This window comes from Streptomyces avidinii (assembly GCF_045161815.1).
Classification (GTDB): Bacteria; Actinomycetota; Actinomycetes; order Streptomycetales; family Streptomycetaceae; genus Streptomyces; species Streptomyces avidinii.
The window spans coordinates 136,356-158,983 of record NZ_CP108863.1; the positions used below are offsets into that span (position 1 = coordinate 136,356).

The 22,628-nt window shown below is 71.9% G+C and carries 19 protein-coding genes; 3 read left to right on the forward strand and 16 right to left on the reverse strand.

Going from position 1 to position 22,628, the window contains the following annotated elements; all coding sequences use genetic code 11:
* Positions 1-4: 4 nt before the first annotated feature.
* The 5 genes from metH to OG373_RS00710 form a co-directional block, all read right to left on the reverse strand.
* Positions 5-3,481, reverse strand: a complete 3,477-nt coding sequence (metH, locus tag OG373_RS00690; RefSeq protein WP_405435154.1) for a methionine synthase — start codon at positions 3,479-3,481, stop codon at positions 5-7.
* Positions 3,478-4,458, reverse strand: a complete 981-nt coding sequence (locus OG373_RS00695; RefSeq protein ID WP_405435155.1) for a carbohydrate kinase family protein — start codon at positions 4,456-4,458, stop codon at positions 3,478-3,480. The genes metH and OG373_RS00695 overlap by 4 nt, the downstream gene beginning before the upstream one ends.
* Positions 4,459-4,620: 162 nt before the next feature.
* Entirely contained in the window at positions 4,621-5,829 is a 1,209-nt protein-coding gene (gene metK, locus OG373_RS00700) for a methionine adenosyltransferase (RefSeq protein WP_405435156.1), read from the reverse strand.
* A 52-nt stretch (positions 5,830-5,881) separates the two neighbouring features.
* A complete protein-coding gene (locus OG373_RS00705; protein ID WP_405435157.1) occupies positions 5,882-8,065 on the reverse strand; it encodes a condensation domain-containing protein in 2,184 nt (727 codons plus the stop codon).
* Positions 8,066-8,202: 137 nt separating this feature from the next.
* Positions 8,203-9,663, reverse strand: a complete 1,461-nt coding sequence (locus OG373_RS00710) for a multicopper oxidase family protein (RefSeq protein ID WP_405435158.1) — start codon at positions 9,661-9,663, stop codon at positions 8,203-8,205.
* 266 nt (positions 9,664-9,929) lie between these two features.
* Here OG373_RS00710 and OG373_RS00715 point away from each other — a divergent pair, with 266 nt between their 5' ends.
* The 3 genes from OG373_RS00715 (at position 9,930) to OG373_RS00725 (ending at position 12,613) form a co-directional block, all read left to right on the forward strand.
* Complete coding sequence (locus OG373_RS00715; RefSeq protein ID WP_405435159.1) at positions 9,930-11,324, forward strand: pyridoxal phosphate-dependent decarboxylase family protein; 1,395 nt, start codon at positions 9,930-9,932, stop codon at positions 11,322-11,324.
* 66 nt (positions 11,325-11,390) lie between these two features.
* Entirely contained in the window at positions 11,391-11,981 is a 591-nt protein-coding gene (locus OG373_RS00720; RefSeq protein WP_405435160.1) for a hypothetical protein, read from the forward strand.
* An 86-nt stretch (positions 11,982-12,067) separates the two neighbouring features.
* Positions 12,068-12,613: a DUF6875 domain-containing protein gene (locus OG373_RS00725; protein ID WP_405443891.1), complete on the forward strand. Its 546-nt coding sequence runs from the start codon at positions 12,068-12,070 to the stop codon at positions 12,611-12,613.
* 94 nt (positions 12,614-12,707) lie between these two features.
* On the opposite strand, the gene OG373_RS00730 is transcribed toward OG373_RS00725, so the two are convergent.
* From OG373_RS00730 to OG373_RS00780, 11 genes are all read right to left on the reverse strand, one after another.
* Positions 12,708-13,556 (reverse strand): alpha/beta hydrolase, encoded by an 849-nt coding sequence (locus tag OG373_RS00730; protein WP_405435161.1) that lies wholly within the window; start codon positions 13,554-13,556, stop codon positions 12,708-12,710.
* Positions 13,553-14,275, reverse strand: a complete 723-nt coding sequence (locus OG373_RS00735; protein WP_405435162.1) for an indole-3-glycerol-phosphate synthase — start codon at positions 14,273-14,275, stop codon at positions 13,553-13,555. The genes OG373_RS00730 and OG373_RS00735 overlap by 4 nt, the downstream gene beginning before the upstream one ends.
* A complete protein-coding gene (locus OG373_RS00740; protein WP_405435163.1) occupies positions 14,272-15,021 on the reverse strand; it encodes an N-(5'-phosphoribosyl)anthranilate isomerase in 750 nt (249 codons plus the stop codon). The genes OG373_RS00735 and OG373_RS00740 overlap by 4 nt, the downstream gene beginning before the upstream one ends.
* Positions 15,018-16,163: an acyl-CoA dehydrogenase family protein gene (locus OG373_RS00745; protein WP_405435164.1), complete on the reverse strand. Its 1,146-nt coding sequence runs from the start codon at positions 16,161-16,163 to the stop codon at positions 15,018-15,020. The genes OG373_RS00740 and OG373_RS00745 overlap by 4 nt, the downstream gene beginning before the upstream one ends.
* Positions 16,164-16,215: 52 nt before the next feature.
* Positions 16,216-16,590 (reverse strand): ectoine synthase, encoded by a 375-nt coding sequence (locus OG373_RS00750; RefSeq protein ID WP_030721055.1) that lies wholly within the window; start codon positions 16,588-16,590, stop codon positions 16,216-16,218.
* 70 nt (positions 16,591-16,660) lie between these two features.
* Entirely contained in the window at positions 16,661-17,542 is an 882-nt protein-coding gene (gene trpA, locus OG373_RS00755; RefSeq protein WP_405435165.1) for a tryptophan synthase subunit alpha, read from the reverse strand.
* A complete protein-coding gene (locus OG373_RS00760) occupies positions 17,535-18,584 on the reverse strand; it encodes a hypothetical protein (RefSeq protein WP_405435166.1) in 1,050 nt (349 codons plus the stop codon). The genes trpA and OG373_RS00760 overlap by 8 nt, the downstream gene beginning before the upstream one ends.
* A gap of 51 nt (positions 18,585-18,635) precedes the next feature.
* Entirely contained in the window at positions 18,636-18,893 is a 258-nt protein-coding gene (locus OG373_RS00765; RefSeq protein WP_397739563.1) for a phosphopantetheine-binding protein, read from the reverse strand.
* Positions 18,890-20,494: an AMP-binding protein gene (locus tag OG373_RS00770; RefSeq protein ID WP_405435167.1), complete on the reverse strand. Its 1,605-nt coding sequence runs from the start codon at positions 20,492-20,494 to the stop codon at positions 18,890-18,892. The genes OG373_RS00765 and OG373_RS00770 overlap by 4 nt, the downstream gene beginning before the upstream one ends.
* Complete coding sequence (locus OG373_RS00775) at positions 20,491-21,339, reverse strand: MaoC/PaaZ C-terminal domain-containing protein (protein WP_405435168.1); 849 nt, start codon at positions 21,337-21,339, stop codon at positions 20,491-20,493. The genes OG373_RS00770 and OG373_RS00775 overlap by 4 nt, the downstream gene beginning before the upstream one ends.
* Positions 21,336-22,589 carry a beta-ketoacyl-[acyl-carrier-protein] synthase family protein gene (locus OG373_RS00780; RefSeq protein ID WP_405435169.1) on the reverse strand — a complete coding sequence of 418 codons (1,254 nt, stop codon included), beginning with the start codon at positions 22,587-22,589 and terminating at the stop codon, positions 21,336-21,338. Before OG373_RS00780 ends, OG373_RS00775 begins: the two co-directional genes overlap by 4 nt.
* Positions 22,590-22,628: the final 39 nt, after the last annotated feature.

The following is a 22,628-nucleotide window of genomic DNA, read 5'->3' on the forward strand; positions in this document are numbered from 1 at the left end:
GGGGTCAGCGCGCGTTGAAGTAGTTGGCTTCGGGGTGGTGGATGACGATGGCGTCGGTGGACTGCTCGGGGTGGAGCTGGAACTCCTCGGAGAGCCGGACGCCGATGCGTTCCGGCTCCAGGAGGTCGGCGATCTTGGCGCGGTCCTCCAGGTCGGGGCAGGCCGGGTAGCCCAGTGAGTAGCGGCATCCCTGGTACTCGGTGCGGAACATGCCGGCCATGGACTGCGGGTCGGAGCCGCCGATACCGAGGTCGGCGCGGACGCGGGCGTGCCAGTACTCGGCGAGGGCCTCGGCGAGCTGGACGGACAGGCCGTGGAGTTCCATGTACTCGCGGTATGCGTCGGCGGCGAAGAGCCGCGCGGTCTCCCCGCCGATGCGGCTGCCCACGGTGACGACCTGGAGGCCGACGACGTCGGTCTCGCCGGACTCCTCCGGGCGGAAGAAGTCCGCGAGGCACAGGCGGCGGCCGCGCTGCTGGCGCGGGAAGGTGAAGCGGGTGCGCTCCGAGCCGTTCTCGCCCAGGATGATGAGGTCGTCGCCCTTGGAGACGCAGGGGAAGTAGCCGTGCACGACGGCGGCTTCGAGGAGGCCGTCGGTGTGCAGCTTGTCGAGCCAGCCGCGGAGCCGGGGGCGGCCGTCGGTGGCGATGGTGTCGGTGTCCTTCAGGCCCCACTGGCCCTTGAAGAGGGCGGTCTCGTCGAGCCAGGAGGCGTAGTCCTTGAGCGGGATGCCCTTGACGACGCGGGTGCCCCAGAACGGCGGGGCGGGGACGGGGTTGTCGAGGGCGACGTCGGAGCGGCCGGCGTCGACCGGTTCCGCCGCCGTCAGGAGGGGTGTGTCGCGCTTGGGTACGCGGCGCTGCTTGAGGGGCGGGAGTTGGGCCCCGGGAACGCCGCGTTTGACGCCCATCAGTGCGTCCATCAGGCGCAGGCCCTCGAAGGCGTCGCGGGCGTAGCGGACCTCGCCCTCGTAGATCTCGTGGAGGTCCTGTTCGACGTAGGCGCGGGTGAGGGCGGCGCCGCCGAGGATGACCGGGTAGTCGGCGGCCAGCTTGCGCTGGTTCAGCTCCTCCAGGTTCTCCTTCATGATCACCGTTGACTTCACCAGCAGGCCGGACATGCCGATGACGTCGGCCCTGTGTTCCTGTGCGGCCTCCAGGATCGCGGAGACCGGCTGCTTGATGCCGATGTTGACGACGTTGTAGCCGTTGTTGGTGAGGATGATGTCGACGAGGTTCTTGCCGATGTCGTGGACGTCACCGCGGACCGTGGCCAGGACGATGGTGCCCTTGCCGTCGTCGTCGGTCTTCTCCATGTGGGGTTCGAGGTGGGCGACGGCGGTCTTCATGACCTCGGCGGACTGGAGGACGAAGGGGAGCTGCATCTGGCCGGAGCCGAACAGTTCGCCGACGACCTTCATGCCCTCCAGCAGGGTGTCGTTGACGATGTCCAGGGCCGGCCGGGTCTGCAGGGCCTCGTCGAGGTCGGCCTCCAGGCCGTTCTTCTCGCCGTCGATGATCCGCCGCTGGAGCCGCTCGTCCAGCGGCAGCGCCAGCAGCTCCTCCGCCCTACCGGCCTTCAGCGACTTGGTGTTGACGCCCTCGAAGAGCGCCATCAGCTTCTGCAGCGGGTCGTAGTCGCCCTCGCGCCGGTCGTAGATCAGATCCAGCGCGGTGGTGACCTGCTCGTCGTCGAACCGGGCGATCGGCAGGATCTTGCTCGCGTGGACGATCGCCGAGTCCAGACCGGCCTTGACGCACTCGTCCAGGAACACGGAGTTCAGCAGCACACGGGCGGCCGGGTTCAGACCGAAGGAGATGTTGGAGAGACCCAGGGTCGTCTGCACGTCCGGGTGGCGGCGCTTCAGCTCACGGATCGCCTCGATCGTGGCGATACCGTCGCCCCGGGACTCCTCCTGGCCGGTGCAGATCGTGAAGGTCAGGGTGTCGATGAGGATGTCCGACTCGCGGATCCCCCAGTTCCCCGTCAGATCCTCGATCAGCCGCTCGGCAATGGCGACCTTGTGCTCGACCGTGCGGGCCTGACCCTGCTCGTCGATGGTCAGCGCGATCAGAGCCGCACCGTGCTCCTGCGCGAGCCGGGTGACCAGAGCGAACCGGGACTCCGGACCGTCGCCGTCCTCGTAGTTCACCGAGTTGATGACCGCGCGGCCGCCCAGCTTCTCCAGACCTGCCCGGATCACCGGGACCTCGGTCGAGTCGAGCACGATCGGCAATGTCGACGCCGTCGCGAAACGGCCCGCCAACTCGGCCATGTCGGCAACGCCGTCACGGCCCACGTAGTCCACGCACAGGTCGAGCATGTGCGCGCCCTCGCGGATCTGGTCGCGGGCCATCTCCACACAGTCGTCCCAGCGGGCCTCCAGCATCGCCTCACGGAACTTCTTCGACCCGTTCGCGTTCGTCCGCTCACCGATCGCCATGTACGAGGTGTCCTGGCGGAACGGAACCGTCTGGTACAGGGAGGCGGCGCCGGGTTCGGGGTGTGGATCGCGCGCGGTCGGGGTGAGGCCGCGGACCCGTTCCACCACCTGGCGCAGGTGCTCGGGGGTGGTGCCGCAGCAGCCGCCGACCAGGGAGAGCCCGTAGTCACGGACGAAGGTCTCCTGCGCGTCCGCCAACTCGCTCGCGGAGAGGGGGTAGTGCGCTCCGTCCTTCGTCAGGACGGGCAGGCCCGCGTTGGGCATGCAGGAGAGCGGGATGCGGGCGTTGCGCGCGAGGTAGCGCAGGTGCTCGCTCATCTCGGCCGGGCCGGTGGCGCAGTTCAGACCGATCATGTCGATGCCGAGGGGCTCCAGCGCCGTCAGGGCGGCGCCGATCTCCGAGCCGAGGAGCATCGTGCCGGTGGTCTCCACGGTCACCGAGCAGATCAGCGGAACGCTGACGCCCAGCGCCTCCATCGCCCGCCGCGCACCGATGATGGAGGACTTCGTCTGCAGGAGGTCCTGGGTGGTCTCCACGAGCAGCGCGTCCGCGCCGCCGGAGATCAGACCCTCGGCATTGATCTGGTAGGCGTCACGGATCCGGCCGTAGGTGATGTGGCCCAGCGTCGGCAGCTTCGTACCCGGGCCCATCGACCCCAGCACCCACCGCTGCTGCCCCGTCCTGGCAGTGAACTCGTCCGCGACCTCACGCGCGATCCGCGCACCCGCCTCCGACAGCTCGAAATTGCGTTCGGCGATGTCGTACTCGGCCAGCGCCGCATAGTTCGTACCGAAGGTGTTCGTCTCGACGCAGTCCACACCCACCGAGAAATACGCCTCGTGCACCGAACGCACGATGTCGGGGCGGGTCACGTTCAGAACCTCGTTGCAGCCCTCCAGCTGCTGGAAGTCCTCCATGCTGGGGTCCTGCGCCTGGAGCATCGTCCCCATGGCCCCGTCGGCGACGACCACACGGGTCGCGAGCGCCTCCCGGAGGGCGGTCACCCGTTCCTGCGCGTTCGGCGCGTGTGTCGTCATGCCGGCTGCTCCAGCTTCGGTCCCAGCAGGCCGGCCGCCTGCTCCCCGTACACCGTGCGGACGGTGGCGAGGAGCCGGGCGGGCTCGACCTCGTAGGACTGCGAGCCCACGGCCCGGAGGACCAGTGCGGACATCGCGCAGCCGAGCTGGGCGGCGGTCTCCAGCGGCAGTCCCCAGCCGACGGCGGCCAGGAAGCCGGAGCGGAAGGCGTCTCCGACGCCGGTGGGGTCCTCGGCGCGGACGTCGGGGACGGCGGGGACGGTGAGGGTGGGCGCGCCCTTGGTGTCGATGCGGACGCCCTGCGCGCCGAGGGTGGTGATCCAGGTGCCGACGCGGTCGAGGACCTCCTCGTGGCTCCATTCGGCGCGTTCGCGCAGCAGCGCGGACTCGTACTCGTTGGTGAAGAGCCAGCGTGCCCCGGTGACGAGGGTGCGTACTTCGGGGCCGGTGAGGCGGGCGAGCTGCTGCGAGGGGTCGGCGGCGAAGTCGATGCCCAGTTCCCGGGCCTGTTCGGTGTGGCGGACCATCGCGCCGGGGTCGTTGGGCGAGACGAGGATCAGGTCGAGGGGGGTGCGGGCGTGCAGGGCGTGCAGGTCGATGCGGGCGGACTCGGCCATCGCGCCCGCGTAGAAGGAGGCGATCTGGTTGGAGTCCTGGTCGGTCATGCACATGAAGCGGGCGGTCTGGTGCCGGGCGGAGACGTGCACCGCGCCGGTGTCGACTCCGTGTTCCTTGAGCCAGACCTCGTACTCGGCGAAGTCGGAGCCGACGGCGCCCGCGAGGAGGGGGGTCAGGCGCAGGCCGCCGAGGCCGTAGGCGATGTTGGCGGCCACTCCCCCGCGCCGCACCTCGAGGGTGTCGACGAGGAAGGACAGGGAGATGTGGTGCAGCTGGTCGGGGAGCAGCTGGTCTACGAACCGGCCCGGGAAGGCCATGAGGTGATCTGTGGCGATGGATCCGGTCACCGCGATACGCACGTGGACTCCTGTGAGCTGGTCTGTGGTCGGCGGGGCGAGGTGCTGGGCTGGAACATCAGGCAGGGGGCATGGGCCGTGGAGTGTGGGGTGTGCGGGTGGGGGTGCGGGGCGGGCGGCGCCGGCCGGCGCTCGGCGCCGCCCGCCCGGCCCCCTCGGGGCTGTTCAGGCTCCGGCGGCGGCCTTCAGCAGCTCGGCGCGGTCGGTGCGCTCCCAGGTGAAGTCCGGCAGTTCACGGCCGAAGTGGCCGTAGGCGGCGGTCTGGGCGTAGATCGGGCGCAGCAGGTCGAGGTCGCGGATGATGGCGGCCGGGCGGAGGTCGAAGACCTCGGCGATGGCGTCCTCGATCCGGGTGATGTCGGTCTTCTCGGTGCCGAAGGTCTCGACGAACAGGCCGACGGGCTCGGCCTTGCCGATGGCGTACGCGACCTGGACCTCGCAGCGGGAGGCGAGGCCGGCGGCGACCACGTTCTTGGCGACCCAGCGCATGGCGTAGGCGGCGGAACGGTCGACCTTGGAGGGGTCCTTGCCGGAGAAGGCGCCGCCGCCATGGCGGGCCATGCCGCCGTAGGTGTCGATGATGATCTTGCGGCCGGTGAGGCCTGCGTCGCCCATCGGGCCGCCGATCTCGAAGCGGCCGGTCGGGTTGACCAGGAGGCGGTAGCCGGCGGTCTCCAGTTTGATGCCGTCGTCGGCGAGCCGGGCGAGGACGTGCTCGACCACGTGGGCCTTGATGTCGGGGGCCAGCAGGGCTTCCAGGTCGATGTCGGAGGCGTGCTGGGAGGAGACGACGACGGTGTCCAGGCGGACGGCCTTGTCGCCGTCGTACTCGATGGTGACCTGGGTCTTGCCGTCGGGGCGCAGGTACGGGAGGGTGCCGTTCTTGCGGACCTCGGAGAGCCGGCGGGAGAGCCGGTGGGCGAGGTGGATGGGCAGGGGCATGAGTTCGGGGGTCTCGTCGGTGGCGTAGCCGAACATCAGGCCCTGGTCGCCGGCGCCCTGCTTGTCGAGCTCGTCCTGATCGCCTTCCACCCGGGTCTCGTAGGCGGTGTCGACGCCCTGGGCGATGTCCGGGGACTGGGCGCCGATGGAGACGGACACGCCGCAGGAGGCGCCGTCGAAGCCCTTGACGGACGAGTCGTAGCCGATCTCCAGGATCTTGTCGCGTACGAGCTGCGCTATCGGTGCGTAGGCCTGCGTCGTCACCTCGCCCGCGATGTGCACAAGACCGGTGGTGATCAGTGTCTCGACCGCGACGCGCGAGGTCGGGTCCTGGGCGAGCAGCGCGTCGAGGATCGTGTCGCTGATCTGGTCGGCGATCTTGTCGGGGTGTCCCTCGGTCACGGATTCCGAGGTGAACAGACGACGGGACATGTCACTCCTGGTGGTGTGGGACGGGGTGTCGGGTCGGGCGGGGCGGGGGCGGTCAGGGCCGGGCGGTGGTGGTGGCTGCCGCCGTGGCCGTTTCCAGGGTTCGGGCGAGGGCCCGGACCGGGTCGGGGCCGGGGCCGCCTTCGCCTTGGGTGGTGAGGGCGCCGCCGATCGCGACGAGGGGCGGGTGCCAGCCGTGCGAGGCGATGCGTTCGGCCACCGCGCAGGCGAGGGAGCCGGCGCCGGAGAAGCCGGCCAGCAGCAGGGGTTCGCCGCGGGCGAGGGCGGGGCGGAGCGCCGCGAGTACGGTCGTCGCGTCGGCGGGCGGCGCCACGGTGGTCAGGGCCTGCGGGCCGGGGTAGGCGGCGGCAAGTGCGTCGTAGCAGCCCGGTGGTGCGTCGGGCGGCGGGACCAGGCAGATCGTGCCGGCGCCGGTACGGGAGGCCGCGCGCAGGATCCGCAGGGTGCGGGCGGTGGGCGCGGCGACGCGGGGTACGGGGCTGCCGTCGAGCAGGGCCAGGGCGTCGGCGACGGTGGTGACGGCTTTGCCGGGGGCGTGGGGCAGTTCGCGCAGCAGCAGGGTGGTCTGGGCGAGGGTTTCTGCGGCGTCGGAGTCGGCGATGCGGGTCCGGTCGTACACGCAGGTCAGGACGAGGGCGCCGTCGGCGTCGTGGTGTGCGGTGACGGTGAGGGGGCGTGCGGTGTGCGCTGCGATGGTTTCGGCGGGGCCGACCCGTATGCCCTCGGTGGCGAGTTCGGTGTGGATGGGGTCGTCGGCGGGTGCGGGGGGTGGTGTCGCTTCGAAGGCGATGAGCGAGTCGGGGACCGGGTGGGTGGTGGCGGGGCCGGGGTGGTTCGTGGCCGGCGGGGACCACAGTGCCGCCTGGCCCGGGGAGACCCATTCGTGGGAGGCCGCTTCGAGGGCCTGGCCGGCCAGGGTGGTGAGCAGGCGGGTCAGGGGGGTGGCCGGGTCGATGCGGACGTGCAGCGGCAGGGCGCCGCGCAGCGGGCCCGGGAGGCGGTCGGCGCCGGGGAGCGGGATGCCGCGGCCGGAGACGGCGGCGGCGAAGGCGACCGCGGGGGCGGTGGGGGCGGCGCGGTGGAGCTGGAGGGCCCAGACGGTGTGCAGGGCGGTGCTTTCGGTCGCGCCCCGGTCGGCCGCCCAGTGGCGCAGGCGCAGTGCCTCGTTGGGGGTGAGGCGTTGGCGGGTGCGGCCGTGGCCGCGCCGGCGGGGGCCGGCGCCGGGCTGCCGGTCGGGGCGGGTCGGGTCGGGTCGGCCGGGGAGGCCGGCGGCGCCCGCGGGGGCGCCGGCGCGGGCCCAGAAGGCGCGGGCGGGTGCCTGGTTGCGGCGGGCGAGCCAGTGCATGTGGTCGCGGAGGTCGGGGCGTCGTTCGCTGCCGAGGGGCCGGCCGTCGGCGAGGTAGGCCCGGTACAGGGTGCGCCGGAGCAGCCGGGCGCTCCATCCGTCGAGCAGTGCCTGGTGGTAGGTCAGCAGGATGCGGTACACCTGGCCGGGTTCTTCCAGCAGGGCGATGCGCAGGGCCGTGCCGGGCCGGTGGAGGTCGAATTCCCGCATCCGTTCGCTGAGCAGCAGTGCGTGCCAGTCCTCGCTGCCGCGGGGGTGGCGTTCCAGTTGCGGGGCGGCGTGCGGGTGTACGGCGATGAGCGGGCCGGTGCCGGGTGCGGCGGGCCCGGCCAGGGCGGTGCGCAGCACTGCCTCGCTGTCGTGGAGGTTCTGCCAGGCGGCGGTGAACCGCCGGGCGTCCAGCGGCCCGTACCAGCGCCAGTGGAGTTGTTCCACGTGCAGGCCGGCGCCGGGGTGGGTCATGGCGTCGAGGAGTACCTCGCGTTGCAGGGGTGTGGTGGGTGGGAGTCTTTCCGGCTCCGCGGTGGTGCCTGCGGGGTGTGGGGTGCATGCGGGGTGTGGGGTGCGGCCGTGGTGGCGGGCGCATTCGGGGTGTCGGGTGCAGGGGACGGCGGCGGGTTCCCGGGCGGGGTGGGGCCCGTGTCCCGCCGCCGTGGACCCGGTGAGCAGGTCGCAGAGCCGACCGGCGGGGAACGGCGGCGGGGGCAGGGTGAGGGTGTGGTGGTGGTCGGTGTGCCGCTGCAGCCTCGGGGTGCACGGGGGCAGCGACGCGAGGGCGGCGGTGAGCGCGGCAGGGGTGAGGCTGCCGTGGAGGTCGAGGGAGGTCGGAGGGCCGGGTGTGAGCACCACGGTCATGGCCACAGTGGCGGCCATCGGCTTCCCTCCTCTTCCCTTTCGGTTTCGGACACATGCAGGACTCGTGGGGGACACGGCCGGACATGGTCTGTTGTCGAGGATTCTTCCGCCCGGTCCTCGGCCCGTCCTTGAGCGCGCATCGAGTCGGGATGCCGTCAGCGGATCCGGAAGTTGGCCATCATTCCCATCGCCGAGTGGTCCAGCAAATGGCAGTGGTAGACGTAGGTGCCCTTGTAGGTGTCGAAGGTGGCGTGGAGTTTGACGGTCTCGCCGGGGAAGAGACGGACGGTGTCCTTGAGGCCGGCCTCGGCCGGCCCGACCGGGGCGCCATTGCGTTCCAGGAGCCGGAACTGGACCAGGTGCATGTGGAAGTTGTGCGGGACGAGCTTGTTGGCGTTGGTGACGGTCCAGATCTCCGAGGTGCCGTGTGTGATGGTCTGGTCGATGCGGTGGTGGTCCCAGACCTGGCCGTCCATGAAGCCCTGCGGTTCCTGCCGGCCGTCCTCGTCCATGCTGAGGACGACGGTGCGCTGCACGGTGGCGGGCGGCAGGGCGGCGAGGGTGCGCAGTACGTTCGGGACGCGGCTCGGGTCGGGGGCGGTGCGTACGACGTCGAAGCGCAGGACCTTGCCGACCTGGTCGGGGGTGCCGGGGCCGAGGGTGTTCTCCAGGACGATCCTGGTGCCGGTGGGGTAGCGGGAGAAGTCGATGACCACGTCGGCGCGTTCCGCCGGGGACAGTCCGATGGTGTCGGTGGTGAAGGGGCGTTCCAGCAGTCCGCCGTCCGAGCCGATCTGGATCATCTGGCCGCCGTCGGACAGGCGCAGCTGGAAGAAGCGCATGTTGGAGGAGTTGAGCAGCCGGAAGCGGTATTTGCGGGCGGCGACCTCGAAGTAGGGGGTGGGGCGGCCGTTGGCGAGGATGGTGGTGCGGCCGAAGACGTCGTCCATGACGTAGACCAGCTGTCCGCTCTCGTCGAAGCGGGCGTCGCGCAGGGCGATGGGGACTTCGTACTGGCCGGCGGGCAGCGGCAGGGAGCGTTCGTTGTCGTCGGAGAGCAGGTAGGTGGCGGACAGGCCGCGGAAGACGTGTTCGGACTCCATGTGGTGCGCGTGGTCGTGGAACCAGAGGCCGGCGCCGGGCTGCTGGTTGGGGTAGGTGTAGGTGCGGGAGGTGCCCGGGGCGAAGGTGTCCATGGGGCCGCCGTCGTTCTCCGGGGAGACGTTGCCGCCGTGGAGGTGGACCGCGACGGGCATGGTGAGGGTGTTGCGGTGGCGGATGACGACTTTGCGTCCGGTGCGGGCGCGCAGGACGGGGCCGGGGAAGTGGCCGTCGTAGGTGAGGACCTTGGTGCGCACCCCGGGGATGATCTCCCGTGCGGCTTCCTTGATCGTGACGGCGTAGGTGTCCTGGCCGGCGGGCCCGGATATCGGTGAGAGGACCGGCAGGGTCGGCATCCGTACGGTGAAGGGCGGCGGGACGGTGACCGCGTCCGTGCCGGCGGAGTTGGCCTGCGCGGACCCGGAGGCGAGCAGTGGCGTCAGCCCGCCGGCGGTGAGCAGGCCGGCGCCGGTCGCGGCGACGGCTCCGCCGAGCAGGCTGCGTCTGGTGACCATGGGATGTCCTCCTGGGAAGGGTGGGTGCGCGGGCCGTCCGGGAGGGGGCCGTTCGCGCTGCCGGGGCCGGCGCGTGGTGGTGCCGCGCAGGTGGCGCGCCGCGAGTGCACCAGATGCGGCTTGCGGGCGGCTCGAGCCCGGATGGTGTGCGGGGGTTCGGCGTTGCGCGGGCCTTGCGGGGGCTGGGCAAGGCTCCTCGTGCGTACGTATGACCGCGTACGCGCGACTGTGCCGCCGATCGGGGCGGCCGCTGGGGGGAGGCACCCGTGGACCTGAGGGACCTGCACGACTTACGCGACTGGCTGCCGCGCGCGCTGGGGGTGGCGGAGCGGTGGGGCGGTCAGTTCGGGCCGTACGAGAGTCATGACGCGCACCGGGTCGCATCCGACGCGTTCACCGAGGCGTTCGACCGGCTGGCCAAGCGGATGGACCACAACTATCCGTTCTTCCACCCGCGTTACGCCGGACAGATGGTCAAGCCGCCGCACCCGGCGGCCGTCACGGGCTATCTGACCGCGATGCTGTTCAATCCCAACAACCATGCCGCCGAGGGCGGTCCCGCGACGACCGAGATGGAACGCGAGGCGGTCGCCGCGCTGGCCGGCATGTTCGGGTTCGACGCGCATGTCGGGCACCTCACCACCAGTGGCACGATGGCCAACCTGGAGGCCCTGTACGTGGCCCGGCAGGTGCATCCCGGCCGTGGGATCGCCTACAGCTCCGAGTGCCACTACACGCACGAGCGGATGTGCCACGTGCTGGGCGTGGAGGGCCATCGCATCCCCGTCGACGGGTACGGCCGTATCGATCTCGACGCGCTGGAGGATGCGCTGCGCGGCGGGCGGATCGGGACCGTCGTCGTCACCACCGGCACGACCGGGCTGGGGGCGGTCGACCCGGTGCACGAGGTGCTGGCGCTGGCGCGCCGGTACGGGGTGCGGGTGCACGTGGACGCGGCGTACGGCGGGTTCTACGCGGTCCTGGGCCGGGTGGGGGCCGGCGGCGTCGACCCGGCGCCCTGGCGGGCGATCGCCGGCTGCGACTCGGTGGTGGTGGACCCGCACAAGCAGGGGCTGCAGCCGTACGGGTGCGGGGCGGTGCTCTTTCCCGATCCGCGGGCCGGGCGGCACTTCGCGCACGATTCGCCGTACACCTATTTCACCGACGCCGAGCTGCACCTGGGCGAGATCAGCCTGGAGTGCTCGCGGGCGGGTGCGGCGGCCGCCGCGCTGTGGCTGACGCTGGAGCTGCTGCCGCTGACCCCGGACGGGTTCGGGCGGATCCTGGCCGCGAACCGGCGGGCCGCGCTGCGGTGGGCGGACCTGCTGGCCGCGTCCGGGGAGCTGGAGCTGTACCAGCGCCCGGACCTCGACATCGTCACGTATTTCCCGGTGACCGCCGACCGGGCGCTGTCCTCGATCGACGCGGCGTCGGAGCGGCTGCTGCGGGCGGGGATGACGGCGGAGGCGGACCCGGTGTTCCTGAGTGTGCTGCGTGCGGACGCGGATGCGTTCGTGCGGCGTCACCCGGGCGTGGTGCGGGACGCGCAGGCGGCGCGGGTGATCCGCAGCGTCCTGATCAAACCGGAGTCCGAGCACTACCTGCCGACCCTGCACGCCCGTGTGGCGGAACTCGCGGCGGACGCCCGGGCCACGCCCTGACCCCTCTCCCCCATTTCTTCTGTGCCCTTCCTTCCTCCATCCCGTCACCTGACCGGAGGCCTTGCCTTGTCTGCCCTGCCTTTGAACCGGCTGAGCCCATCGGCCGTCACCGACCTGTCCGCCCTCCTCGCCGCCTGCTTCCAGCAGGACGCCCTGACCCGCTGGATGATCCCCGGCGAGCGGCGGCGCGGCGAGCTGCTGCCCGGGTTCTTCCGGGTGTTCGTGGAACTGTCCGCCGCCTACGACGGGGTGCTCACCGGCCCGGACGGCGACGCGGTGCTGTTGTTCCTGCCGCCCGGCGCCGAGCCGGACGGCAGGGCCCTGGACGCGGCGTTCGCCGATGTCCTGGGCGAGTACGCGGAGCCGATGCGCACCATCGCGGGCCTTCAGGAGGAGGCCCATCCGCACGGCGCGCCGCACTACTACGTCTCCTTCGGGGCGGTCCGCCCCGGCCGGCAGCAGAGCGGCCTGATGTCGGGGCTGCTGGGGCGGGTGGTGGCCCGTGCGGATGCCGACGGCGTCGGCGCCTATGTGGAGGCCAGCTCCCCCGGCGGTGAGGCGGCCGCCCGGCGTGCCGGTTTCCGGCTCCTGGGCGCGGACGTCGCGCTGCCCGGCGGAGGACCTGTACTGCGACCCATGTGGAGGGACCCCCGATGAGGGGAGACGATCTGATCCAGTCGTGGACCGCCGGCGAGATAGCCCGCGGTGAGGCTCCGGCGGAGTACCTCGGGCCGTTGCTCCAGGTGCTGATGTGGAGCAGGGACTTCCTGGTCTCCAGCCATCCCGAGCTGGGGCGCAGCGGCCCGGTGTGCCCGTACACGCAGCCTTCGCTGCGCAAGGAGCTGTTCCATCTGGCGGTGCCGGCGGCGGGGTGCGAGGATCTGGCCTCCGCGGTCGACTCGCTGCGTACCCGTCATGCGGTGCTCGCGCAGCGGCTGGCGCCGGAGGACCGTGAGCTGCTGACGATCCTGCTGGTGCTGCCGGGGTTCGATCCGACGGATTCGGTGGAGTTGGACGAGCTGCAGCGCAAGGCGAAGGACGAGTTCGTGGCGGAGGGGCTGATGATCGGTCAGTTCCATCCGGTGTGCGAGGAGCCGGGTCTGTACAACGAGGCGTTTCGGCCGCTGCGTTCTCCGGTGCCGCTGCTGGCGGTTCGCAAGCTGTTGGTGTTCGACCTGCCGTTCCTGGTGGGTGACGACTTGCACATGGATCACTACCTGCAGCGTTTCGCGCCGGATCTGCCGTCGCGGATCCGTGATCAGTTGGTGAGCCGGGTGGTGGCCGCCTGATTTCGGTGCGGGCACGGCTGTGGCCCCGGTGGCGTCTGCCACCGGGGCCTCGGTCTGTCGGGCGGTGCGTCGGGCGGTGCTTGGGGCGGGTGGTTCAGTGCGGGGCGGCCCGCAGGCAGTCCTCCAGGAAGGTCAGGACGCGCAGGTGGTAGGCGGGGGCGGTGTGGCCCAGGCTGATGTTGTGGCCGGAGGCGGCCAGGTGGTCGACGGTGACGGAGGGTGCGGCCGTCAGCCGGGAGGTCATCGCGGACAGGGTGGGGGCGTCCAGGTTCCACCAGGCCTCGTGTTCGGCGAAGGTGAGGCGGACAGGGACGCGGACGTCGGGGGCCAGTGCCTCGTACTGGGCGGTCCAGCGCAGGGTTTCCGCGGACTCCAGCGGTGGTGTCGTGGCGAGCAGGGTGCGGCTGGCCTGGAAGGTGCCGCGGGGGTAGAGGTTCAGGGGGCCCCAGTTGAGTCTGGTGGCGCCGGCGCCCAGGGTGGAGGGGAAGTGCAGGGCCTCGGGGTTGTAGCGGTAGCCGACGCCGGAGGCGTCCAGGCCCAGCAGGGGGGTGCCGCCGCCGTCGGCGGCTGCGGTGTGGAGGGCGACCTTGCCGCCGTCGGAGTGGCCCAGCAGGAGGATTCCGGCGCCGATGTCGTACTCGGCGGCGTGCTCCTTGAGGGCGGCGTGGAGGGTTTCGGCCTGGCCGGCCAGGGTCTGGCCCTCGGGCAGCGGGCCGGCGGAGTCCCCGTAGCCGGGGCGGTCGACGGCCAGGACGGCGTGGCCCAGGCCGGTGGCCACAGGGACGAAGGAGTTCCAGTACGCGGCCCGCATGCCGCGGCCGTGGATGGCCAGGATCGTGGCGCGGGTCCGTGTGCCGTCCTGGGGCAGGGCCAGGAGGGCCGAGAGGGTGATGCCGCCCGCGTTGAGGGTGTAGGGCCGGGTGTGGGGGTGCTGTGTCGTCATCGGACCGCCAGCCCCTTTCGTGTGCCTTCCATCGCGTCCACCCAGGCGGCGGGCGAGCCGGTGCGCAGCAGTGAGGTGCCCACGAGGAGGCCGCCGAAGCCGGCGTCCAGGAGTGCGGCGGCGGTGTGCGGGCTGTCGATGCCGCTGGCGCTGACCGGGCAGGCGGCGCCGGCGGTACGGACGGCGGGCAGCAGGTCCAGGGATCGGCCGAGGTCGCCGGCGCCGCGTTCGCGGGTCTTGATGTCCTTGTTGTTGACGGCGATGACGCATTCCTCGGGGTGGTGGACCGAGTCGAGTTCGCTCTCCTTGGTGATCTCGACGAAGGGGGTGAGGCCGGTCAGCAGGCATTCGGTGACCAGGGTCCGCATGCTGGACGCCGGGAGCAGTGCCGCGGTGAGCAGCACTGCGGAGGCGCCGAGCTCCCTGGCGGTGCGGATCTGGTCCTTTCTGGTGATGAAGTCCTTCTGGAGGATGGGCAGTGCGGTCAGTGCGGCCACGTCGCGCAGCAGGGCCGGTGAGCCGCCGAACCAGCGGCCTGTCACGACCGAGACGCAGGGCGCGCCCGCGCTCTCGTACGCGGCGACGATGGCGGCGGGGGTTCTGCCGCCGAGCATGTCGTAGCCGTGGGCGTCGCGTCGTTTCACCTCCATCACCACGGGGGTCGGGGAGGCCAGGAGGGCCTCGAGAAAAGGGAAGCCGGTCCGGTTGTCCTTCGTCATCGCGACAGCTCCAGTCGGGGGTGGTCGGGGAGGGGGGTGTGGCCGGTGCCGGTGCCGGTGCGCCAGGCGCGGGCCAGGGCGGCGATCTGCGGGACGCCGAAGCCGCCGGTGGTGGTGCGGGCGGCGGTGTCGACGTCGATGCCGCGGAATCCCGGGTGGTGGACGACGTCCTCGTAGGCGGGGCGGTTGGCGGGGGTCAGGCCGCCGGCGAGCAGGAAGGGGCGGGTCAGTCGGGGCAGCAGGGCGGTGACGCGGTCGGGGTCGAGGGCGGCGCCGGTGCTGCCGATGCGGCCGTCGCCGGTGGCGGTGTCGAGGAGGAAGAGGTCGGTGCCGGCCCGGTCGTAGGCGCCGATGAGGGGGCGTTCCACGCAGCCGCCGTTCTCCTGGACGTGGAGGACCTTGACGATGCCGACGTCCGCGGGGAGTGCCTCGCGCAGGGCCCGTACGAGGGCGGGGGGCTGGTAGGCGTGGAGTTGGATCCAGCCGACGCCGGTGCGCGCCGCGATCGCGGCGAGTTCACCGGCGTCGGACAGGAAGGTCACCAGGACCGGCAGGAGGCCGGTGGAGCGGGCCGCCGCCGCGAGGGCGGCGAGCCCGTTCCGGTCCAGTTCGCTGGGGCCGCCGGGTACGCCGTGCCAGAGGCCGACGCAGTCGGCCCCGGCGGCCGCCGCGGCCTCGATGTCCTGCGGGGCGGTGGCCCCGCAGACCTTGAGCAGGGTCCGGGACAGGGGGCGGGTGGTGCTCACTTGCCCAGTCCCAGCATCGAGGCGATGCGGTTGTACTGGATTTCGTTGGTGCCGGAGTAGATCGTGCCGCCCACCGCGTTGCGCACGTCCTGCTCCAGGCCGAACTCGGCCATGTAGCCGTGGCCGCCGAAGATCTGTACGGCGGTGAGGCTGGTGGCGAGGTTGGATTCGCTGGTGACGATTTTGGAGATGGCGAGGTCGGTGGTGATGTTCTCGCCGGCCTCCAGTTTTTCGCCGGTGTCGTAGAGCCACTTGCGGGCGGTCTCCAGCTGGATCTTCGTGTCGACGATCTTGTTGGCGATCGTCTGGTACGAACCGATCGCCTTTCCGAACGACTTACGCGTCTTCGCGTACTCGACACACCGTTCCAGCCGGTGCTGCATCTCGCCCACGTTGACGATGAAGGAGAAGAGGATCTCCCGTTTCATCACGTGGTCCAGGACAAGGAAGCCGCCTCCGACACGGCCGAGGACCGCGGTTTTCGGTACCCGTACGTCGTCGAAGAACAGCTCGCTGAGCGGTGAGGTCCGCAGGCCCATCTTCTTGATGGGTTTGCCGGCGCTCAGGCCGGGGGTGTTGCGGTCGACGAGGAAGGCGGTGGTTCCGAGCGGGCCGCCGTCGGGGTGGGTGCGGGCGTAGACGACGATCACGTCGGCGATGGGGCCGTTGCTGACGAAGACCTTGCTGCCGTTGATGACGAAGTCGTCGCCGTCGCGGACGGCCCTGGTGGTCATGGCCATGGCGTCGGAGCCGCCCTCGGCCTCGGTGATGGCGTGGGCGCCGATGGCCTCGCCCGAGCAGATCCGGTGCAGGTAGCGCTCTTTCTGTTCGGTGGTGCCGAACTGCTGGAGGGGGATGCCGGTGGAGCAGATGGAGGTGGTGATGCAGAAGCTGAGGCCCGCGTCGCGGTTGTACTCGCCGAGGCCCTCCAGTACGTACATGGTGGTCAGGAGTGACTGGCCGAGGCCTCCGTGGTCCTCCTCGAAGGGCAGTGAGAGGATGCCGGTCTTCTGGACGAGCTTCCACTTGTCCTCCGAGAAGGCGGACTGCTCGTCGAGTTCGATGTGGTCTGCGCTGAGTGCGTCTCCCCACCGTTCCAGGCCGTCGCGCAGCTCTGCCTGGTCGGCGTTCCAACGGATCACGAGGGACCCCTTTGATTCGGTGATGGTGAGGACGGGTGGTGCGTCGGGTGCCTCAGTAGGCGGAGGAGCTGTGGGCGTCGAGGCTGTGGACCTCGTCGCCGCGCAGGGCGGGCGAGAAGACGCAGACCAGGCGCAGGTCCTCGTGCGGGCTGGCGACGAGGAAGTGGGCGTCGTGCTGGTCGAGTGCGTACATGCGGCCCGGGACGATCTCGTGGGAGGTGCCGTCGAGCTCGATGACCTCGCCGGAGCCCTCGATGCAGTAGCAGGCCTCGAGGTGGTTGACGTACTCCAGGCGGGACTTGGTGCCGGCCAGGACGGTGGTGTCGGTGAGCGAGTAGCCCAGTCCGTCCTCGGCGAGGAGGAAGCGGCGGCTGAGGCCGTTGCCCCACTCGACGGTCTTCACGGACTCGATGTCGCGAACGATCATGGCAGTCTCCTGGTGTGAGGGTGGTGCACGGGATGGTTCGGATGAGGGGTGGAGCTCGCTTTCCCGCCGGTCAGGCGGTTCGGTGCGGTGTTGCGGGCAGGACGGAGCGGACGAAGGTGCGGAAGGCTTCGGTCACGTCGGTGCCGGCTTCCTGGGCCCGTTCGACGGCGGCGACCGCGGCGGAGCCGATGATCGCGGCGTCGGCGCCGGCGGCGCCGACGGCCTGGACGTCCGCTCGTGTGCTGACCCCGAAGCCGACGGCGATCGGGGACGTGGTGTGCGCCCGGAGTGCGGTGACCGTCTGTGCCAGCGCGGCGTGGCCGGCGGCGGGTGCGGTTCCGCTGCGTCCGTAGTGGGCGACGAGGTAGAGGTATGCGCAGGCCTGTGCGGCGGCCTGGGCCTGGGTGGTGGGCGGGCTCTGGGTGTAGCAGGTGGTGACGACGGGCAGGCCTGCCGCTGCGGCCGATTCCAGGTGGGTGGCGCGCAGCCGTGGGGGGAGGGCGTGGACGAGGAGTCCGTCCGCGCCGGCGGCGGCGATCTCGCGGGTGGTGGTGGCCAGGTCCCGGTGTTTGAGGGAGTGGCTCCAGTCGGCGAGGAGGGCGATCCGCAGGTGTGTCAGGTGCGGCCGTACGTCGGCGATGAAGGCGAGTACGTCGTCCAGGTCTGCGGCGCCGCGGTCCAGTGCCCGGCGGGCCGAGCGGCGGATGACGGGGCCGTCGGTGACCGAGTCGGGGAAGGGGACGGCCAGTTCGAGGCAGTCGACGCCCTCCTCGTCGAGCATGAGGACCAGGTCGCGCAGGACGGGCAGGGGCGGGTCGCCGGCGTTGAGGAAGAGGGCGAGTCCGGGGGGTCCGCCCGGGGTGCGGCGGGTGAAGAAGGGGGCGGGGGCCGGTATCGCGGTCGGGGCGGTGTCCGTCCCCGCCGCCGGGGCGAGTCCTGCGGGGCTAGGCACCGGTCACCGCCAGGGTGCGGGGGGCGGGGGCCGGGGCGGCGGCGAGGCGCTGTGCGAGGTCGTGGGCGGCGCCGGAGCGGATGGCTTCCTCGGCGAGGGAGACCGCCGAGAGCCAGTCGCGGCGGGTGCCGGAGGCCACCACCAGGGCGGCGGCGCCGAGGCAGACGGTGCGGGTGGCGACGCGGCCGGCGTTGCCGGACAGGACGGTCAGGAAGTGTGCGGCGGCGGTGGTCGTGTCGGTGGCCGGTCGCAGGTCGGCGAAGGAGCCGTCGGCGGGGGTGAGTTCGCCGGGGCGGATGATCCGGGTCAGGGAGTTCTCCCCGTGGATGGTGTTGGTCGCGAAGGGCAGCAGTTCGTCCGCGCCGGTGTCGTTGGAGGTGAGCCAGATCCGGCGGGTGGTGGTGGCCTGGGCGAGATGGCGCAGGGTGTCGAGGGGGGCGGCCGCCGAGACCCCGGTGACCTGGGCGGTCACCGGCAGGTCGGCGAGGAAGGGGCCCAGTGCGTTCAGGAACCGGCCGAAGGGTTTCATGCTGTGGGGGGCCACGGTCCGTGCCAGCCGGGTCAGTTGGGTCGGGTAGACGAACGGTCCTGCGAAGGCGATCCCGTGGGCGGCGAGGGTGTCCTCGGTCTGGGCGCGGGAGGAGGTGAGACGGATACCGAGCCGCTCCAGCAGGTCGACGGAGCCGAGTGAGCTGGTGTAGGCGCGGGAGCCCGTTTTGACGACCTTGACCCCGGCTGCCGCGGCGACGAACGCCGAGGCGGTGGAGATGTTGAAGGTCCTGGGGCCGCCGCCGGTGCCGACGACGTTCACGGTGCCTTCCCAGGCGGTGCCGGCCTGCGCCGCCGGCCGGCGCTCGGCGAGCGAGTCCAGCAGGTGGCGCAGGGTCTCGTGGTCGGGGAGCCGGCTGGTCAGGGAGGCCAGCAGGGCGACGACCTGGGCCTGGTCCAGGCCGCCGTCGCCGAGCTGGTCCCACCAGGACCGCCAGGTCTCGCGGCCGACCGGGGCTCCCTGTTCCAGCAGGCCGGTGAGTGCGTCGTGCACGGTCGGTCTCCGTCTCGTCTGCGTCGTGGTCAGTGGTGGTGGCGGGGCCGCTCAGGCGGCCGCGGTGCGGCGGGATTCGGTGATGAAGGTGTCGATCGCCTCGACGCTGCGGAAGTTGTTGGGGTCCAGGTCGGCGTCGCCGATGGCGAGCTCGAAGCGGTCCTCGACCCAGGCGATGAGCTTGAGGACGCCCAGGCTGTCGATGACCCCGTCGTTGAGCAGGTCGTGGTCGGTGGCGAGTTCGGCGGCGGCGGTGCCGGGGAGGAACTCGGTGATGACGAAGTTCTTGATGGTGTCGATGTTGCTCATGACGGGATTCCTTCGGCGAGAGGTGTGGCGACGGGTGCGGTCGTGGGTGCGGTGGTGGTGGGGGCCGGCCGGTCGAGTCGGTCGAGTGCCTTGCGGTCGACCTTTCCGGTGGCGGTCTTGGGCAACGGGTTTTCGGTGACGGTGAGTTGGTGCGGTACGGCGGCCCTGGGCAGGTGGCGGGCGCAGTGGGTGCGCAGTTGCAGGCCGGTCAGGGTGGAGCCGGGGGCGCGCTGGACGCCGGCGACGAGGCGTTTGCCGGCGATGGGGTCGGGCAGGGCGGATACGCCGGCTTCCAGGACGTCGGGGTGTTCCTGCAGGACCCGTTCGATCTCGGCGGTGTTGACGGCGACGCCGCGGACCTTGACCTGGAAGTCGGTGCGTCCGGTCAGGTGCAGGGTGCCGGCGTCGTCGCGTCGTACGAGGTCGCCGGTGCGGAACCAGCGGCGGTCGTCGAGGCCGAGGGGGTGGCCGGTGAACTTGTCGGTGTGGCGGGTGCGGTCGAGGTAGCCGCGGGTCTGGAAGGGCGTGGAGACGAAGAGTTCTCCGCTGCCGGGTCCCTGGACGGGGGTGTTGGTGTCGGGGTCGATGATCAGGGCGCGTACGCCGGGCAGCGGGCGGCCGATGGGGACGGGCGTCAGCGGGCCGGTGGTGGGTGCGGTGTCGACCTCGTGGAGGAAGCTGTCGTTGGTCTCGGTGCATCCGTAGATGTTGTGGATGCGGGCGTGGGGGAAGAGCTGGGGCAGGGCGGCGAGGGTGCGGTCGGGGATGGCGTCGCCGGTGAACATGACGTGTTCGACGTTGGGGAAGGTGTCGCCGGTCTTGGCGGCCGCGTCCTGGAGGAGTCCGAAGGCCATGGGGACGGCCTGGACGATGTCGACCTTGTGGTGCAGGACCAGGTCGCGCAGGTGGCGGCCGTGGGCGGCCAGGGCCGGGTCGACGAGGACCACGCGTCCGCCGCGGGCGAGGGTGGTCCACACGTCGAGGAGGCAGAGGTCGAAGTTGAGGGGGGCGTAGTTCAGGACGGTGCGGCCGGGCCCGATCTTGAAGGCGCGGCCGGCCCAGCGGGTGAACCGGTCGACGGCGTCCAGGCCGAGCGGGACGATCTTGGGGAGGCTGGTGGATCCGGAGGTGGTGAGCATGAGGGCCACCTCGGCGGCCTCGGCGGCCGGCAGCGGCCGGGCGGTGACCTCGGGGTTGGGGGCGACGCGGGCGGGCTCCCCCCCGGGGGCCAGTACCCGGGCGCAGCCGGCCTGGGCGAAGAGGTCGGCCAGGAGGGTGTCGGCGAGGGCCGGGGACGGCAGGAGCAGGGGGCGGCGGGCCAGCAGGCAGGCCAGGACGAGGGCGAGGGCGGCGGGTGACTTGTCGGCGAGGATGCCGACCGGTTCGCCCGGGGCGAGGTCCAGGAGCGCGAGCCGGTCGCGTTCGCGGCCGGCGAGTTCGTACAGCTCGCGGTAGGTGGTCTCCTGGCCGTTGAAGAGGAGCGCGGTGGCGTGGGGGCGGTCGCGGACCTGGGTCAGGAAGCCTCCGAGGAGGCCGAGTTCGACGGTGGGGGCGGTGCGGTCCGCGGCGGCGGCCGTGCGGGGGGTGCGGGGTGCGCTCATCGTGGGCCTCCGGGTGCGGGGGCGGCGAACTCGATCCAGCCGGACTTCACGGCGGCGCCCTTGGGCGTTTTGCAGGTGAAGCGGACGACGCGGGCCTCGGCGTCGGGCTGGAGGGTGATCTCCAGCGGGATGCCGGGGGGTACGGGGGCGGAGAAGCGGCAGCCCAGGCCCCGGACGCGGGCGGAGTCGCCGGCGGCGAAGCGGTCGGTGGCCTCCTCGACGGCGAGGGCGACCACGCTCATGCCGTGGGCGATGACGGTGTCGAAGCCGGCTGCGCGGGCGGCGTCCTCGTCGAGGTGGATGGGGTTGAGGTCGCCGGAGGCGTGCGCGTAGGTGGTGATCCAGTCGGTGGTCAGGGCGTGGACCGCGCTCTGCGGTTCGCCGGCCCCCAGCGGGGCGGGGGCGGCGGGGCCGCCGGCGATGTCGCCGAACGGTTCGAGGAGTGTCGCGCCGACCAGCAGGGCGGAGATGACCAGTTCCGCGAAGGGCTCGGGGCCGTCCTCGCCGGTCAGGCGGACCCGCAGGGCGATGCGGGCGCCGCGGGGTTCCCTGCGGATGCCGAGCACGTCCAGGGTGACGGTGACCTGCTCGCCGGGGCGGACCGGGCGCAGGGTGCGGATGTCCTGGCCGAGGTGGACCACGGAGACGGGGCCCGGCTCGGCGGCGGTCAGCGCGGCGACGGTCTGTTCGGCGACGGTGTGGGCGAGGACGAAGGTGTGGACGGGCGAGGCCTGGCCGGGGCGGGCGGTGGGCAGGCCGCGGCGGGCGGCGCCCCGGTAGTCGGTGATCTCGGGTTCGGTGACGGTGAGCGTGCGGACCGGGGCGGGGAGGGAGAGGGTGGTCATACCGGCGTCACCACCACGGAGGAGTTGTGGCCGCCGAACCCGAAGGAGTTCGTGATCGCGGGTCCCGGGCGCACGGCGCGGGGTGCGCCGTGGACGACGTCGATGTCCATTCCTGGCTCCTGCTCGTGGTGGTTGGCGGTGGGCGGCACCTCGCAGTGGCGCATGGCCTGCACGGTGGCGATGAGTTCGACGGCGCCGGCGGCGCCGATGAGGTGGCCGATGACCGACTTGGGTGCGGTGACGGGCGGCTGGGCGGTGCCGAAGACCTTGGTGAGGGCGGCCGCCTCGGACCGGTCGTTGTACGGGGTGGAGGTGCCGTGCGCGTTGACGTGGACGATGTCGGCGGGGTCGAGGCCGGCGTCGGCGATGGCTGCGGCCATGGCGGCGGCGGCTCCCGAGCCGTCGGGCAGCGGCATCGCGAGGTGGTGGGCGTCGGCGGTGGCGGCGTATCCGGCGACGAGGCCGTAGGTCTTCGCGCCGCGGGCCTGCGCGTCGTCCAGCCGTTCCAGGACGACGAATCCGGCTCCCTCCCCCATCACGAAACCGTCGCGGTCCTTGTCGAAGGGGCGCGAGGCGTGCTCGGGGTCGTCGTTGCGGAAGGAGACCGCGCTGAGGTTGCCGAAGCCGGCCAGGGTGACGGGGGTGAGGGTGTGTTCGGTGCCGCCGGCGATGACCAGGTCGGCGCGGCCGGTCTGCAGGAGCATCAGGGCGTGGCCGATGGCGTCGGCGCCGCTGGCGCAGGTGTTGGCGACGGTCAGGGCCGGTCCGGTCCAGCCGAGGCGGATGGCGATCTGGGCGGCGGCCGCGTTCGGCATCGTCATCAGCGGCATCAGCGGGTTGACCCGGGCGGGGCCGCCTTCGGTGAAGTGGGCGGACTCCAGGTCGCTGGTGGCGCGGCCGCCGACGGCGTTGCCGACGACGATGGCGGTGCGGCCGGCGTCGGCGGTGGGCGATCCGGCGTCGCGGTGGGCGGCGAGGGCCGCGGCGGTGCCGTAGTGGGCGAAGGGGTCCATCCGGCGGGCTTCCTTGGCCGGGACGAGCCCGGCGAGGCCTTCCAGGCCGCGGACCCGGCAGCCGATGCGTACGCGGTGGCGGCTGAGGTCGATGTGGGTGAGGTGGGCGGCGGTGGAGCGGCCGGCGCGCAGCGTGTGCCACAGCTCGTCCGGGGTGCACCCGCCGGGGGTGACCACGCCCATGCCGGTGATGGCTACGGGCGGTTGCGCCGTACTGCCCCTGGACGGTGAAGGCATGTCTGCTCCCTGAGGCGGACGAAGTCGTATGGAGGGGTG